The organism is Thermosynechococcus sp. PKX82, from assembly GCF_031583255.1.
Classification (GTDB): domain Bacteria; phylum Cyanobacteriota; class Cyanobacteriia; order Thermosynechococcales; family Thermosynechococcaceae; genus Thermosynechococcus.
In genome coordinates this window covers 200,877-217,256 of the sequence record NZ_CP134169.1, presented here as the reverse complement: position 1 = coordinate 217,256, position 16,380 = coordinate 200,877, and the positions used below count along the sequence as shown (strand labels likewise).

The following is a 16,380-nucleotide window of genomic DNA, read 5'->3' as shown; positions in this document are numbered from 1 at the left end:
AATGAAAATAAAATCATTAAGAAAAATAAATAAATACAACTGCTTATTTAGCTTTATTAACAATAATTTAGGCCTCTCCCCGATCCCTTGGGGCAAATATTAAGTTAATGCTTAAGCCCTTGCAGTTTATAACTGTTTTCAAGGGTTTGTAACGGGAAATATATTTGGACTTATCACGACTATGACCACAACTCTCCAACGTCGCGAAAGCGCGAATTTGTGGGAGCGGTTTTGTAACTGGGTGACCAGCACCGATAACCGCCTCTATGTGGGCTGGTTCGGTGTGATTATGATCCCCACCCTGCTGGCCGCAACCATTTGCTTTGTGATTGCTTTCATCGCTGCTCCCCCTGTGGACATCGATGGCATTCGTGAGCCTGTTTCTGGCTCCTTGCTCTATGGCAACAACATCATCACTGGTGCAGTGGTGCCCACCAGCAACGCCATTGGCTTGCACTTCTACCCCATTTGGGAAGCTGCTTCCCTCGATGAGTGGCTCTACAACGGTGGCCCCTACCAGTTGATTGTCTTCCACTTCCTGTTGGGTGCCTCCTGCTACATGGGGCGCCAGTGGGAACTCAGCTACCGCCTCGGTATGCGGCCTTGGATTTGCGTGGCCTACTCCGCTCCCTTGGCCTCTGCCTTTGCGGTCTTCTTGATCTACCCCATTGGTCAAGGCAGCTTCTCTGACGGGATGCCCCTCGGTATCTCCGGTACCTTCAACTTCATGATTGTGTTCCAAGCGGAGCACAACATCCTAATGCACCCCTTCCACCAATTGGGTGTGGCCGGTGTCTTTGGTGGCGCACTGTTCTCCGCCATGCACGGTTCTCTGGTGACCTCCAGCCTGATCCGTGAAACCACCGAAACGGAATCCACCAACTACGGCTACAAATTCGGTCAAGAGGAAGAAACCTACAACATCGTGGCTGCCCACGGTTACTTTGGTCGCTTGATCTTCCAATACGCCAGCTTCAACAACAGCCGTGCGCTGCACTTCTTCCTCGCCGCTTGGCCGGTGGTCGGGGTTTGGTTCACCGCTCTGGGTATCAGCACGATGGCCTTCAACCTCAACGGGTTTAACTTCAACCACTCGGTCATTGATGCCAAGGGCAACGTGATCAACACCTGGGCTGACATCATCAACCGTGCCAACTTGGGTATGGAAGTGATGCACGAGCGTAATGCTCACAACTTCCCCCTCGACTTGGCTAGCGCTGAATCTGCTCCTGTGGCCATGATTGCTCCCAGCATCAACAGCTAAGCAACACTCATCTGCTGAACTTTGACACAGCCGCTCCTGCACTAGGGGCGGTTTTTTATTGCGTTATAGCCCACAGGCATTAACACGCTCAACACGGTAAGAAACCACGTCTCAGAGACGCTGCTACCCGCCCAAAGTCAATCTAAAAGATTGATAAAAGTCAATGGATAGACAAAGGTCTTTTGATTCTATAAAAGCCGACCTCAAACCCCTTGCCGCTCAGAAATATAACCATATAATCAATAAATAGGAGCTTGCAGCGTTCATTGCTGCTGCTTAAGTTCTGTTGTTATTCATGGATTCATAACGACTATGACTACAGTTCTGCAACGTCGTCAGACAGCGAATCTGTGGGAGCGTTTTTGTGATTGGATTACCAGCACAGAAAACCGCCTTTATATTGGCTGGTTTGGGGTGATCATGATCCCGACGCTCCTTGCCGCAACGATTTGCTTTGTCATTGCTTTTATTGCGGCACCCCCCGTGGATATTGATGGTATCCGTGAGCCTGTCTCTGGCTCCTTGCTCTATGGCAACAACCTCATTACAGCGGCAGTGGTGCCCTCCTCTAATGCCATTGGGCTACACCTCTACCCGATCTGGGATGCTGCTTCCCTCGATGAGTGGCTCTACAACGGTGGTCCTTATCAACTGATTGTTTTCCACTTCCTGATCGGCATTTTCTGCTACATGGGTCGGGAATGGGAACTCAGCTACCGTCTGGGGATGCGGCCTTGGATTCCCGTGGCCTTCTCGGCTCCCGTGGCAGCGGCAACGGCTGTGCTGTTGATCTACCCCATTGGTCAAGGCAGCTTTTCCGATGGCCTGATGCTGGGCATTTCCGGTACGTTTAACTTCATGATTGTGTTCCAAGCGGAGCACAACATCCTCATGCACCCCTTCCACATGCTGGGTGTGGCGGGTGTCTTTGGTGGTGCCCTGTTTGCCGCTATGCACGGTTCTCTGGTGACCTCCAGCCTGATCCGTGAAACCACCGAAACCGAATCCACCAACTATGGCTACAAGTTTGGTCAAGAGGAAGAAACCTACAACATCGTGGCAGCTCACGGTTACTTTGGTCGGCTGATCTTCCAATACGCCAGTTTCAACAATAGCCGCTCGCTGCACTTCTTCCTCGCTGCTTGGCCAGTGGTGGGCATCTGGTTTGCTGCCCTTGGCATTAGCACGATGGCCTTTAACCTCAATGGCTTCAACTTCAACCACTCCGTTGTGGATGCGCAAGGGAATGTCATCAATACTTGGGCCGACATCATCAACCGCGCCAACATTGGTATTGAGGTGATGCACGAACGCAATGCCCACAACTTCCCCCTCGACTTGGCAAGCGGTGAATCGGCTCCTGTGGCGATGATTGCCCCAAGCATTGAAGCCTAAACAGGTCGCTCCTAAACCGCTCTAGTGATAAGTCCAAATATCGCTCCCCATAGGGGGGGCTTTTTTTGTCGCGATTATTGGGCAGGGAGTTGATACTGATCAACAATTTTTTTGGCAAAGGCGGGCACGTGAGCGGCCAGTTTTTGGGGATAGTTGCGCCGCACATAGAGATAGTTGCGGGTGAAGTGGGAGTCAATGGAAAAGCGGGCATATTCAAGCCCTTTGGGACCAATGCGCTCAATTACTAGGCCGACTAGTTTCGCCGCCCACATGGGGAGCGTGACGCCTTTATCGTAGGCAGGAATGCTTTGTTGCACGGCAGCGTGGCGATCGCCGGCACTCGTAACAGGCTGAATGTCTAACTGATCGCGCACGAGGTCAAGCATTTCTTGGCCAAGCTCGTTGCGCACCACCAGCCACTGCCAACCAAAGGGGGCGCCCATGTAGCCCACGACCAGATCGGCAAGGCCATTCACGTAGTCAAAGCAACTCATGCAGGAGGGGGCAAAGACATCCTTGAGTTGATTGGTCTTGAGGCCAAAGAAGGGCACGGTTTCCGTGGAGCCGTCGCTGTGCTTGAAATGCACCCGAAAGTCTTGCATGAACTCGTAGTAAATGACGGTTGCGGGCGATCGGCTGGTGGTTTCTAAGAATTTTTGCAGACCGGCACGGGTGACATTGTCCACGCAGGGAGTGCCTAGGACGTAGAGCTTTTCAAGACCCAGTTTGTCCTGTACGGCTCGCAGCGCCTGAATTTGACAGCCAACCCCAATCACCAACAGCCGCCTGAGTCCAGATTGTTCCACCTGCTCGAGAACCGATAGATTGGGAGACAGGGTCGGTTTATTGACGCGAGCAGCGAGAATCTCTTCACGGCTGCGGGCAATCACGGGCTTGGGGGTAAAGCGATCGCTCTCGCTATTTTGAACGCAGACCACCCCTTCAACCCACCCCGACTCCAGCATGGCAATGGCAATACTGCTGACGATGCCCGTCCACTGCGCCCCCGCAATGGGTTCGGTTTTGCGAGCCGCCATCATCTGCTGGTGAACGCCAAAGTAGCACTCATCCCAATTGTCAAGATCACGGGCACGGCCATGACTTTGTTGCTCGAGAGTCTCAAACTGCTGATTGAGGAAGGCACAGGCCTCTTTGACGTAGTGGATATAGTAGGTGTCGCAAAGACCACACTCGCTACAGAGGGCTTTGGCGGGGCGAGGGCTGCCGGGCTTGAGGGCACGGGCTTTTTGATGGGCAGCAGTCATGGGCACTTACTTCAGCAGTGAACGGGCGCGATCGCAAATCGCTTCGGGAGTGAGGCCATTGTAGGCCATGAGTTCGGCGGGGCTAGCCGTCGTTTCTCCCCGTTGCCAAGCCAAGACATCGCGGGGACAGGTGGCACGCAAAAGAATTGGCTCCAACAGTGCCGCAGGCCCACCCGTGACTCCCAAAAGGGCATCACCACCAAAAAGTCGTTGGAAGGTGGCCTCATCGGCAAAGCCACCATCGGGTTCGGCACAGGTTTGCCAAGCCACATCCGTAGGCCGATATAGGCGGCGGGGGTTAATGACCGAGACAATGCGCACCCGATAGCCGAGCTGTTCCAACTGGGGTAGGGCATTATACACGGGCTGCAAAATCATATCCCCTAGCACCGCCAGTACCAATGTGGCACGACCACTAGCAGACTCGTAGAGGGTTACTGCGCCCTCATCAAGGGCCTGTTCGGTTTGGGCAAACGTGGTGCGCACCGGCAGCGGTGTTTTACTGGCAAAGATGGCAATCCCCTTGTTTTGTGCTGTGAGTGCCCAGCGGTAGCACACTTGAATGCTGTTGGCATCCGGCGGAAAGAGGACAAAGACATTGCCATTGCGCAATAGGGCAGCGTAGTAGGCTTCGATTTCTGGGCGTTGGTGCGTCCAGCCATTGCGCCCCTGCTCAAGGGCACCGGCGGTAAAGAGGGTTACTGTGGCTGGCGTCGGACGGCGCAGCTCTGCCATGGCTTGGGTGACGGTTTGCCAAATGGGGAGACCATTAATGGCAAAGGACTCATAGGAGCACCAAAGACTGCGGCTGCCCATCAAGCAAAGCCCTGCCGCTAGACCGGCACAGGCATCTTCGCTGAGGGGTTCATAGACTTGGCCATTGGGCACTTGATTGTAGAGGGGATCCGTGGTCGGGTGAATGATCTTCAGGGCTTGGTTGATGTTGCCAATGCCAGAGGCCTCATTGCCATCGGCATTCGTGACCAGATAGCGGCGATCGCGCTGTCCCACTTCTGCCACCATGCGCCCCATCGCCGTTGTGGCTACTTTGTTTTCCCCCAAGGCATAGGCCTCAAGGGAAATCTCCCCAAGGGGCGGTAAATCTAAGACCTGCTCAGTGACCACCACCTCTGCCGCAGGCCCACCGGCCGCAGCAACACAGTTTTGGCGCACCAGTTCCCAAGCAGCGGGAGACAGGGCACGGGCTTTCAGGGCATTGACAATATCGGGGTTGTCGAGGGTGTGCTGGGCATAGAGGTTATGGGATTTTGCCCCCTTGGCATGCACGCCGGCGCCTTTCAGTTGCTTGAGGATAAAGACCGTTAACTTGCCGGAGAGAGCCGATCGCGCCGCCTCCTGTACCCCCTTGAGCACCGCCTGCATGAAGGCCAATCGCTGACCAAAGGAAAAGAGCGTGCTATCAACGTAATCCCCCTCTTGGTCGCTATCATCAAAGTCCTTGGCATCCACCAGCACCACCTCTTGGAAGCCATTGCCGTGCCAGTAGGCCATCATTTCGGGATTGGTTTTGCGGGAGACCATGCTGTGGTGCTCTTGGCTAAAGCCATTCCACACGAGGACAGGCAGGAAGTTGGTGACCTCTGGGAAAGCCGTGTGGAAGTGGGCCATACTGCTCATGACGTAGGGTTCCCCCAGACCGCCATCGCCTAAGGTGAAGGGAAAGAGGGTCTGGCGGTGCAACCAAGCAGCGGCCATGGCAAAGTGCTGCCCCTGTCCGAGGGGGCCGGCGGGGGCAAGAATCCCCGGAATATAGCCAGAGAGATGACCCAGAAGGCCATGTTTTTCGCGGAAGCGATCGCGCAGGTCTTGAACCGTATAAATGCCCATCTTTTCGAGGGAGCGATCCAAGAACATGGCGGCATAGAAGCCGGGGGCATGGTGCCCCACTTCCGTGATGATATTCTTGTGCCCCAACATCACTAGGGCGGCATAGGCTTCCGCTTGGCTGGCAAACCCGCCGGGGTGACCTGAGGCTTTACTGCCGGTCATCTGTAAGATCAGATAGCGGAGGGCATCGGCATAGAGCAGCGTTTGATAAGCGGCCTCGGTGGCGTCTAAGTCGGTAAGGGCAGGCTGTTGGGCATTCAGAAGCGGTGTTTGACCATAGCGATCCCAGTCTGGCCAATCGTCGCCAAAATACTGGATTCCTTCACAGAAACTGGGCACCGAAGTTACCGCTGTCATAGACCCTGACCCAACTGTTGACTGCACGCTTAGTCTCCTATCTTACAGGGGTGGGGGGCGCTCTCACGGCGGCTGGGGCAGGGAATCTCCCTGAAATGCAGGCATTGCGATGGATTGTGGCCATAGATTGATTTTTCTTGGGGAACGGGATTAACGATGGCATTGGTGATAGCGGGCGATCGCAGTGGTGTCGGCAAAACAACGGTTGCTTTGGCCTTGAATGCAGCCTTAACGGCACGGGGGCAGCGCGTCCAAACATTTAAGGTGGGGCCTGACTACATTGATCCCCTGTTTCACAGTGCTATCAGTGGCCGGCCTTGCCGTAACCTTGACGTGGTCTTGACCAGTGCTGACTATGTCCGCGCCTGTGTGGGCTATTACAGTCAGGGGATGGATGCAGTGCTCATTGAGGGAGTGATGGGGCTATTTGATGGCCGAGGGGGCAGCCATGAGGGCAGTACGGCACACATTGCCCAACTCTTGCAGGCTCCCATCCTACTGGTTTTGGATGTGCAAAAACAGGCAGCTTCCGTGGCGGCCTTGGTCTATGGCTTTTGCCACTATGATCCCTCCCTCCAGATTGCTGGCGTGGTCTTGAATCGGGTGGCCAGCGATCGCCATCGGCAAATGTTAGAAGCTGCCCTTGCCCCCCTTGGGGTGCCCATTCTCGGCATCATCTATCGCGATCAGGCCTTGGCACTCCCCAGTCGCCACCTCGGCTTAGTGCCGCCCCACGAATCAGGGGAATTTCAGCACCTCGGCGATCGCCTTGCCCATTTAGGAAACACCTGTTTTGACTGGGAGCGCCTCACGCCACTCCTTGCCCCAGCCCCCACCCCCGCAGCCCCCCCTTTTAGCGTTTCCCCCCTGACCCCAGTCACCCTTGGCGTTGCCCAAGATGCCGCCTTTCAGTTTTACTACGCTGACACCCTTGATCTGCTCCACGCTTTAGGGGCAACGTTAATTCCGGTCTCACCCCTGCGGGATGCCCCCTTGCCCACCGGTCTACAGGGGTTGATCTTGGGGGGTGGCTTTCCAGAGGTGTTTGCCCCAGAGCTAGCGGCGAATCACTCGTTTCTTGAATCACTGCGGCAGGCCATTGAAGGGGGCTTAGCTCTCTATGCCGAGTGTGGTGGCCTCATGTACCTCAGCCAAGGCATCCAAACCTGCGAGGGACACTACTATCCTTTGGTGGGATACTTGCCGACGGTTGCCCACATGGGTAAAAAACTCACCCTCGGCTATCGCCAAGCCACGGCTTTACAAACAACGGTGTGTCTGCGGGCAGGAGAGACGGTTCAAGGCCATGAATTTCACTATTCCTGTTTGAGTGTGCCGCCGCCAACGCCGCTGTGGCAATTGGACGGTCAAGCCGAGGGCTGGGGCAGTTCTCAACTCCACGCCAGTTATCTCCATCTCCATTGGGGCGGCCATCCACAGTGGGCGATTCGCTTTCTGCAGCAGGCAGCAAAGGTTGGATAATGCCACTCACGGCAACGTAATGTTTGCAGTATTTGAGGGCGCTCAATGCCGATGCGATACCGCTATAGCCTCTACGTTTGCCTTGGGGTACTTGTGACCCTCAGCGCCACTTTAGTGGCTTGGGCAACGGCGCCCTCCCAAAACTTGGCGTATTGGCAGCGGGTGATCCAACAACATCAGCAGCACCAGCAGGCGGTGGGTCAGCAGCGTCAACAACTCGAACGCCTTGAGGCAGCGGCGAGCGATCGCCTTGAGAGTTTGGAAACCAATGTGGACACAACAACGCAGCAATTAATGGCGGCCAGCGATCGCCTGCAAGCAGCGGAAAAACTGCTCAAAGACCTCAAGGAACAGCAACAAACCCTCAGCCAGCGCTACGAAGCCAGTGTGGCCGTGATTAGCGATCGCCTGCGGCGGCTCCAACGCTACCGCGAGATTCCGCAGTGGGCAATGGTCTTTGAGGCGGAAACCCTTAACGATTGGTTTGAGCAGCAGGGGCGTCTGCGTCAGGTCTATGAGCGCGATCGCCAGCACTTGGCCGCCTTGGTTCGCGATCGCCAGCGACTTCAGCAGCAGGAGCGACAAATTCAAGTGCAACAGCGCTTCATTCAAGCCCTACGCCAACAACTGCAACAGCAACAGGCCATCTATGAGCGCGAAGCTGCAAACCAACGGCAACTCATTGCTCGCCTACGGAGCGATCGCCAAGCCCTTGCCTCCATTGAAGCCCAACTCGCCCGTGATAGTGCCGCCATTCAGCAGCTCATTAACCAACGCCTCGGTTATGTCCCTAGGGGCGCCCCACCCCTTCCCCGCAGTGGTCGTCTTGCCTACCCCATTCAAGCACCGCTGACCAGTCCCTTTGGTTGGCGGATTCACCCAATTTTAGGCACACGGCGATTTCATGCTGGGGTGGATTTTGGGGCAGATTTTGGCACCCTCATCTTTGCTGCTGAAGCAGGCACCGTGATCTTTGCCGGTTGGTCAGGGGGCTACGGCCAAACCGTGATTTTGGATCATGGCGGCGGCATGACGACCCTCTATGCCCATGCCCAGCGATTGCTCGTACGAGAAGGTGAATTCGTGCAACAGGGGCAGCCCATTGCTGAAGTTGGCTCGACGGGACTCTCAACAGGCCCCCACCTCCACTTTGAAGTGCGCCTCAATGGCGAACCCAGCGATCCCTTGGCCTATCTTTAGGGGGTTGGCTGCCAAAAGACCCCAATGGCATTATTGACCCGCGTTGTTGTCACCGAATGGCGATCCACCAAGACCCCACCAATGTAGAGAGCCGTGGAACTGCCACCATCCAGATTGACGGCATTGATCAAGCCCAACTGCCGCACAATTTGTGCCCATTCGGCGAGGGTTGGCCCCATACCCCCAATACGGTTGTGGGTGGTGACCCAGACAATGCTGCCATCACTGCGGTTGCCCATGGCACTGCGGGGGGCTGCCTGCGCATCTAAACCTGCTCCAAATTGCTCCAGTGCCGCATTCAAGACCACTCGCCCCTGATCCACCAGTAGGGGACCTGCACCAACAATATTGGGAATGCTATTAAACACAGCGGGCACAGCCGTGGTTTCCAGTTGCACGGAAGCTCCCGGTGGGAAGTTGGCCAAGGCGGAATTAAAGTTACGCGCCACCAGTAGAAAGCCATCTGCGGGAATAGGAATCGCTTGATTGTTATGGATCGGTTGCTGCCCCACCACCTGCTGATTGCGCACCGTAATCACCACTTCACTGCCCGTTTTCCCTTGGTAGCTCGCGCCCCAACTGGGGGTATAAAGGCCAAGACCGGCTTGGACATAGCCAGAATTGAACGTGACAATGGGCACCGTACCGGCCGGCGTCCTCACCCGCTGCTGCAAACTCAGGCGACCGACAACCATCTGGCCGCGATCGTCCCAGCCAATGGCACCGCGATTGAGAATCGGGCCTGAGAGCCAGTTGCCCTCACTGCGAATGGCCCCCAAGGGAGCTTGGCGATCGCGATTAAAGAATCCAGCATTAATGGCGGCGGCGGCTTGCCAGCGTTGAGCCAGTTCGGGCACCGTTGCTAAGCCCACCAAGGTTGTGGGGGTCATGCCGAGGGAACGCAGACGCAGCCCCGGCTGTTGCGGATTGATGACCAGCAAATCTACTGGAAACTGGTGATTGCCGAGGGTCACGGTTTGCTGTTGCCAGCGCAGTCCCGGTGCCCATTGAATCGTACGCGGGGGGGGCGCATCCCTGCGAAAATCAATCACCAGACGCGGTGGATTGAGCAGCATTGAGGCCACTGGGCGAGCCGTGCCAGGAATTTGTGTTTCCAGTACTGTGCGATTGGGGGTAGCGGTAATTTTGACATTGGGAATCGTGGCCAATTGTCCCGTCGCCTCAATCGTCAGGCTGAGATCGCGAGGGGTAAGACCTGTGCGGCTAAAGGTGAGCCGATTGATTTGCCAAGGGGTGGGGCGGTCTAATTCAAAGACCCAGCGATCGCCCCACGGTTGTCGTCCCTGCCGCCAACTGAGAATCTGTGCCGGGGGGGTACTGATCTGGAGCGTATTCCCTTGGGGTTGCACCTGCCACTGATATTGCTCAATCCACGGTGTAATGTCCAAGTAGCGATACATGCCGTTGGGGCTAAAGCGCACCGCCAAGGGGCTAAATTGCGGCTGAAACCAAGCCACTGGTTGCTGAAACGGGTCTGTAGTATCCCCAAGAAGAACCCCGAAGCGATTGGCAAGGCCACCATCGCTAATCCCTATGCGCAGTTGATTTTGGTTATCGCGCCACTGCTGCCAAGCCACGGGGTAGTCGCGGCCATTTAAGTTCAGGCGATCGCCTTGAATTTCCTGAGGTAATGCGATATTGGCGCTGGAGCTAGCGATCGCAAGTGCAATCCCACTGCCAACAACCCGAGAAGCCGATCTTGCCAACACGCTTAACGCCACACCCTGCCCACTGAAACTCTGCCAGTATAGTTGACCCCGTAGCGCTACAGATTGCTCCAGAGCAACAAGGATCAATTTTGGGCAACTCGGCTAGGCCTGATCTGAGGACGAGGACACCTCCTCTGGGGGCGGTGCCACTTGGGGCTGGAACTGGAAGAGAGAATACACGACATTGCGGCGAATCATCACCATCATGTCCAAGAACAGTTCATAGCCCTCCCGTTTGTACTCCACCAAGGGATCCTCTTGACCATAGCCCCGTAGGCCGACCGACTCCCGCAGGGCATCCATTTGTTGTAGGTGCTCCCGCCACAGCAGGTCAATCTGTTGTAGGATAAAGAACCGCTCCGCTTGTCGCATCAGACCCCTTTGAATGCGCTCAATTTCTGCTTCTTTTTGCTCGTAGGCGGTGCGCACTTGCTCATGCAAAAAGGCCTGCATCTCCGGTACGCTGAGATGAGCCAGATGCTCAGGGCGCAGATCCGACAGCAAATAGACAAATTCCTGTACTTTGGCCACCAAGCCCTCTAAATCCCATTCCTCTGGCGGCAGATCGGGATTGACATAGGCGGCAATGATGTCGTCCATGGTTTTTTCGGCGTACTCCAGCACCCGATCCTTGAGGTCTTCCCCTTCCAGCACCCGCCGCCGCTCAGCATAGATGGCACGCCGCTGGTTATTCATCACCTCGTCGTATTCAAAGACCTGCTTACGGATGTCATAGTAGTAGGTTTCCACCTTGCGCTGGGCATTTTCCAAGCTGCGGGTAAGGAGTCCCGACTCAATGGGCATATCCTCGTCAACGCGCAAGGCATTCATGATACTGGCGACGCGATCGCCCCCAAAGATGCGCAGTAGGTTATCCTCCAAGCTCAGGAAAAAGCGCGTGGATCCGGGGTCACCTTGGCGTCCTGCCCGTCCCCGCAACTGGTTGTCAATCCGCCGCGATTCATGGCGTTCTGTCCCAATCACGTGCAAACCACCGAGGGCGACCACTTCTTCATGTTCTTTCTTGGTGACCACCTCATATTCTTCGCGGATACGGTTAAAGGCATCCCGCAGGGCTTGAATCACAGGGTCTTGGGTCGGTGCTTTCTCCGAGGCGATCGCCAGCATATCCTCCGCCTGCAACTCCGGCAGACTGCGCTCACCATAGGTCTTAACTGCCACATCCACCGCATGGCGCAGCAGCTTTTCCGCCTCCTTACTAATTTCGCAGGGGAAGAGTCCCGGTGAAGCTTTCCAGTTTTTCTGCGCCGCCTGACTAAAGCCTTGGCCACCGCCACGATCCATTTTCAGCCCCAACAGCATCATCGGGTCGTCACTGGGGGGCATGACAATGCGAGGCATAAAGTATTCCCGCACCTTGAGGCGTGCCATGTAGTCGGCATTCCCCCCCAAGATAATGTCGGTGCCGCGGCCTGCCATGTTGGTTGAGATCGTCACTGCGCCCTTGCGGCCGGCTTGGGCAATGATCTCCGACTCTCGCTCCACATTTTCAGGTTTGGCATTCAGCAGGTTATGGGGAATTTCCAACTCCCGCAGCAGTTGCGACAGTAGCTCCGACTTTTCAACACTGGTGGTACCCACGAGCACTGGGCGACCCGTAGCGTGAACCTCGGCACATTCAGAGGCCACGGCCAGCCATTTACCCCGCTCCGTTTTATAGACCACATCGGGAAAGTCCCGCCGCTGGCTGGGGCGATTGGTGGGCACTACCGTCACTTCCAGCTTGTAAATTTTCTCAAATTCCGCCTCTTCCGTCTTGGCTGTCCCCGTCATCCCCGCCAACTTGGGATAGAGCAAAAAGAGATTTTGGTAGGTAATTGTGGCGAGGGTTTGGGACTCATTTTGAATCTCTAGGCCTTCCTTGGCTTCAATCGCCTGATGCAGGCCATCACTCCAGCGGCGACCCACCATGACTCGTCCCGTGAATTCATCGACAATCACCACTTCACCATTGCGGACGATGTAGTTCACATCCCGCTGGAAGAGTTCCTTGGCCTTGATGGCATTAAAGATATAGTGTGCCCAAGGGTCTTGGGGGTCATAGAGATCGCTCACCCCCAATAGTTTTTCAGCTTCGATAAACCCCTCATCGGTCATGAGGACATTACGAGCCTTTTCATCCACCTCGTAGTGCTCGTCCTTTTTCAGGAGGCGGGCAACTTCAGCCGCCTTGAGGTACTTCTCGGTGGGACGCTCCACTTGACCTGAAATAATCAGGGGCGTGCGGGCTTCGTCAATCAGTACCGAATCCACCTCGTCAATGATGCAGTAGTTGAAGGGACGCTGCACCACCTCAGCCATGGACGTAGCCATATTGTCCCGCAGGTAGTCAAAGCCAATTTCGCTGTTGGTGGCATAGGTGATATCGCAGGCATAGCTTTTCTGCCGCTCTTGGGGAGCCATGTGCTGCTGAATCAGCCCGACCGTCAGACCCAGAAAGCGATGCACCTGCCCCATCCATTCCGCATCCCGCCGTGCCAGATAGTCGTTGACTGTAACAATGTGCACCCCTTTCCCCGTCAGGGCATTCAGGTAGGCCGGCAGCGTGGCCACGAGGGTTTTCCCTTCCCCCGTTTTCATTTCGGCAATCTGGCCATCGTGGAGAATCATGCCACCGATGAGCTGGACATCAAAGTGGCGCATCCCCAGTACCCGTCGTGAGGCTTCGCGCACCACAGCAAAGGCCTCGGGCAGTAAATCATCGAGGGTCTCGCCATTGTCGAGTCGCTGCCGAAACTCAGCCGTTTTTGCCTGTAGCTCACTATCGCTGAGAGCCTGAACTTGTTCCTCCAGCAGGTTAATTTCGACCACAAGGGGCTGATACTTTTTAATCTTGCGCTGATTGGGATCGCCAAAGAGGGCTTTCAGCATGGGACGGGCACCATGGATACAAAGCTATACATTTTAATCGTATAGCAACTGCAAGTTCCTCGCTGCCTAGACGTATTGGCTGATGTCCTCTTGCCAGACATTGCTGAGGTCGGTGAGGGCACGAAACCGCAGCATCACGACTTCTTCATAAAAGGGATTGAGTTTACACAGAGGGGAATGGTGATGACTGGCCGACCCAAGAAGCAGAGGGTGCGGGCAAAGGGAGATTGGGCTGGAATAAGGCGGCAAATGCGGTGGGCGATCGCTGGCGTTGTGATCGGATAAGTCATTAGCCACTGACGGATTTTGGTCGTTAAATGAAGTAGACGTGCGTTGGGCAAGGCGTTGATTCATGGGGCTATCCTCACAATTGCGCATACCCTCACGGTAAAAGATAATTTAGGCAAATAGCAATACGCTTTTAATATAAAAAATATTTATCAATAATAAGCATTGCTAAACTTGCAGCCGCTTCAGGGATAGATCTCCATTCCTCAGCTCAGCAGAGTGCTAAACTGTTCAGCAACTCAAACTCTGATGAAGTTTTGTCTAGAAATTTTTCAATTGCTTGCATAAACTCATTGACTGCTTTATTCATTTTGGCCTTGCTTGAATTCGTTAAGGAAGAGACTCAATGCGTCCACTGGTTGCTAACTACTACCTGACCTACCGCTGTAACGCCCGCTGCCACTTTTGCGACATTTGGGCACTGGAACCGGGCAAAGAAGCTGATTTTAGCGCCATCCAAACCAATCTCCGCGATTTGAAACGTTTGGGGGTCAAATATGTGGACTTTACGGGGGGTGAACCGCTGCTGCGTGCCGATGCCCCAGCCATCTACCGTGAAGCCAAGCGTCTGGGTTTCATCACCAGCATGACGACCAACACGATTCTCTATCCCCGCCGTGCTAGGGAAATTCAGGGCTTGGTGGATTTCTTGAACTTCTCCCTCGATGGGCCTGATGCGGCCACCCATGATCAGTCGCGGGGCGTGAAAATTTTTGACACGTTGGTGGAGTCCGTCAAAATTGCCCTTGAGCTTGGTGAATATCCAGTGCTGAATCACACCGTCACTGCTCAAAATTATGAACGGATTGGTGAGGTGGCCGAATTTGCCCAAAGTCTAGGGGTACGGGTTTGGTTGAATCCCGCTTTTACCGCCCATGAACACTACAACGACAAGAAGAACCCCACCCCTGAAATTGCCGACCACATTGAACAAAATGCGAAGAAGTATAACAATGTTGGTTACAATAAGGCAGCATTAGCCCTCATCCGTGCGGGGGGAAACAATACCCAAAATCCCCGTTGCAAGGCGGTGGATGCGGTGATTGCCATTTCCCCCAATGATGAGTTGCTTCTACCCTGCTACCACTTTGCGCAGAAGGGAGTCCCCATCAACGGTCGCCTGTACGAGCTGTACAAGTCCTCCGAGGTGGTAGAGGAGTATCGCCGCTCCCAAGGCCGACTCTCCGTCTGCGAAGGCTGCACAGTGTGGTGTTATCTCATTCCCAGCTTCTTTAAGGGAGTGGATAAGTACTGGTTTCTCAATCAGGTGACCTATGCCGGAGAATTCCTGGCCCGAAAACAGTTTCTACAACGAAGCCGATCCCCTCGACGAACTCCTGTCGGAGTGGGTTGATGCCCCAGAGAGTCCTCCATTACAACCGCGTTCTGAGGGTCGCCGTCGCAAGGCTTTCCTAGCGCTTTCTCTGATTTGGGGGAGCACGATCGCCCTGCATCTGATTGTGGGTGGCATTTGGCTGATCTATGCCCTAACGCTGCTAATGAGCTTGCAAACACTGCGCTACTGGCGAGCCAAGCCACAAACGCTACCTGCGTTGGAGACGGCAGAAAGTGTGCAGCCGATGGTGTCTTTGGTGGTAGCGGCGAAAAATGAAGAGGCGGTGATTGGTCGCCTCGTCAAAAACCTTTGCCGCTTGGATTATCCCCACTACGAGGTGTGGATTATTGATGACAACAGTAGCGATCGCACCCCCGATATTTTGAGTGAACTACAAAAGCAATATCCTCACCTCAAAGTGCTGCGGCGGCTGCCGGGGGCGGGCGGGGGTAAGTCCGGTGCCCTCAATCAAGTCCTGCCCCTGACGCGGGGGGAGATTATTGGTGTCTTTGATGCCGATGCCACGGTACCCCAAGATTTATTGCAAGAGGTGGTCAACCGCTTTCAGGTGGCCAGCGTTGGCGCGGTGCAAGTGCGCAAAGCAATTAGTAATGCCGACATCAATTTGCTGACCCAAGGCCAAGCGGCAGAAATGATCCTCGATGCCTACTATCAACAGCAGCGGGTCGCCTGCGGGGGTATGGGGGAATTGCGGGGCAATGGCCAATTTGTGCGGCGGCAAGCTCTAGAGCGCTGTGGCGGCTGGAATGAAGAAACCATTACTGACGATCTGGATCTCAGTCTGAAGCTGCATCTCCATGGCTGGCAGATTGACGTGCTGATGAATCCAGCGGTACAGGAGGAGGGGGTGACCACACTCGTGGCGCTGTGGCACCAACGCAACCGCTGGGCTGAAGGGGGCTATCAAAGCTACTTGGACTACTGGCAACCGCTGCTGCGCAATCGCCTTGGCTGGCAAAAAAGTTGGGATGTGCTCTGCTGGTTTTTGATCAAATACGCCATTCCCACGGCCACAATTCCCGACCTGCTGATGGCTCTACTGCGTCACCGCAGCCCGATGCTAGTACCCCTGACGACACTGAGCTTTACGATTTCGATGGTGGGGATGTTGCGGGGCATTCCGCAGGCACAATCGGTGAGCATCTGGCAACTCTTTTGGCAAAGTTTGCGGGGAACCCTCTATATGCTCCATTGGTTACCAGTGGTGAGTACGACGACGCTGCGTATGGCCGTACGGGCGAAGCGTCTCAAGTGGGTAAAAACCCTGCACCACGGCGTCTAAACCTAAACATTGGCTAAAAA

12 protein-coding genes are annotated in these 16,380 nt (G+C 55.1%); 6 read left to right on the top strand and 6 right to left on the bottom strand.

The genetic code is table 11. The annotated features are described in order from the left end of the window. Positions 1–181 precede the first annotated feature (181 nt). On the top strand, positions 182–1,264 hold the full coding sequence (gene psbA / locus RHH53_RS00995) for a photosystem II q(b) protein (RefSeq protein WP_206200677.1): 1,083 nt from the start codon (positions 182–184) through the stop codon (positions 1,262–1,264). Positions 1,265–1,576: 312 nt separating this feature from the next. Beyond that, positions 1,577–2,659, top strand: coding sequence for a photosystem II q(b) protein (gene psbA, locus RHH53_RS00990; protein ID WP_206200676.1), 1,083 nt, complete (start codon positions 1,577–1,579; stop codon positions 2,657–2,659). Positions 2,660–2,733: 74 nt separating this feature from the next. Here the strand turns inward: psbA (RHH53_RS00990) and RHH53_RS00985 are convergent, their stop codons facing one another. Both RHH53_RS00985 and RHH53_RS00980 read right to left on the bottom strand, forming a co-directional pair. Beyond that, positions 2,734–3,924, bottom strand: coding sequence for a Coenzyme F420 hydrogenase/dehydrogenase, beta subunit C-terminal domain (locus RHH53_RS00985; protein WP_310743963.1), 1,191 nt, complete (start codon positions 3,922–3,924; stop codon positions 2,734–2,736). Positions 3,925–3,930: 6 nt separating this feature from the next. Next, the gene (locus tag RHH53_RS00980; RefSeq protein ID WP_310743962.1) at positions 3,931–6,129 is read right to left on the bottom strand and encodes a phosphoketolase; all 2,199 of its coding nucleotides are present in this window, start codon (positions 6,127–6,129) and stop codon (positions 3,931–3,933) included. A gap of 156 nt (positions 6,130–6,285) precedes the next feature. Between RHH53_RS00980 and RHH53_RS00975 the strand changes: the two genes are divergently transcribed. Continuing rightward, positions 6,286–7,611, top strand: a complete 1,326-nt coding sequence (locus RHH53_RS00975) for a cobyrinate a,c-diamide synthase (protein ID WP_310743961.1) — start codon at positions 6,286–6,288, stop codon at positions 7,609–7,611. Positions 7,612–7,656: 45 nt separating this feature from the next. Continuing rightward, positions 7,657–8,811 (top strand): M23 family metallopeptidase, encoded by a 1,155-nt coding sequence (locus RHH53_RS00970; RefSeq protein ID WP_206200672.1) that lies wholly within the window; start codon positions 7,657–7,659, stop codon positions 8,809–8,811. Here the strand turns inward: RHH53_RS00970 and RHH53_RS00965 are convergent. The 4 genes from RHH53_RS00965 to RHH53_RS00950 form a co-directional block, all read right to left on the bottom strand. Continuing rightward, positions 8,808–10,541, bottom strand: a complete 1,734-nt coding sequence (locus RHH53_RS00965; RefSeq protein ID WP_310743960.1) for a phosphodiester glycosidase family protein — start codon at positions 10,539–10,541, stop codon at positions 8,808–8,810. The two genes, RHH53_RS00970 and RHH53_RS00965, sit on opposite strands and share 4 nt — an antisense overlap. Positions 10,542–10,643: 102 nt before the next feature. Beyond that, positions 10,644–13,433 (bottom strand): preprotein translocase subunit SecA, encoded by a 2,790-nt coding sequence (gene secA / locus RHH53_RS00960; RefSeq protein ID WP_310743959.1) that lies wholly within the window; start codon positions 13,431–13,433, stop codon positions 10,644–10,646. Positions 13,434–13,499: 66 nt separating this feature from the next. Continuing rightward, positions 13,500–13,604, bottom strand: a complete 105-nt coding sequence (locus RHH53_RS00955) for a Mo-dependent nitrogenase C-terminal domain-containing protein (RefSeq protein WP_255521522.1) — start codon at positions 13,602–13,604, stop codon at positions 13,500–13,502. Continuing rightward, the gene (locus RHH53_RS00950) at positions 13,568–13,723 is read right to left on the bottom strand and encodes a Mo-dependent nitrogenase C-terminal domain-containing protein (protein ID WP_255521475.1); all 156 of its coding nucleotides are present in this window, start codon (positions 13,721–13,723) and stop codon (positions 13,568–13,570) included. The genes RHH53_RS00955 and RHH53_RS00950 overlap by 37 nt, the downstream gene beginning before the upstream one ends. Before the next feature lie 344 nt (positions 13,724–14,067). Here RHH53_RS00950 and RHH53_RS00945 point away from each other — a divergent pair, with 344 nt between their 5' ends. Together RHH53_RS00945 and RHH53_RS00940 are read left to right on the top strand one after the other, a co-directional pair. Then, complete coding sequence (locus tag RHH53_RS00945) at positions 14,068–15,075, top strand: radical SAM protein (protein WP_206200669.1); 1,008 nt, start codon at positions 14,068–14,070, stop codon at positions 15,073–15,075. Beyond that, on the top strand, positions 14,996–16,360 hold the full coding sequence (locus RHH53_RS00940; RefSeq protein ID WP_302678612.1) for a glycosyltransferase family 2 protein: 1,365 nt from the start codon (positions 14,996–14,998) through the stop codon (positions 16,358–16,360). The genes RHH53_RS00945 and RHH53_RS00940 overlap by 80 nt, the downstream gene beginning before the upstream one ends. The last annotated feature ends 20 nt before the right edge of the window (positions 16,361–16,380 follow it).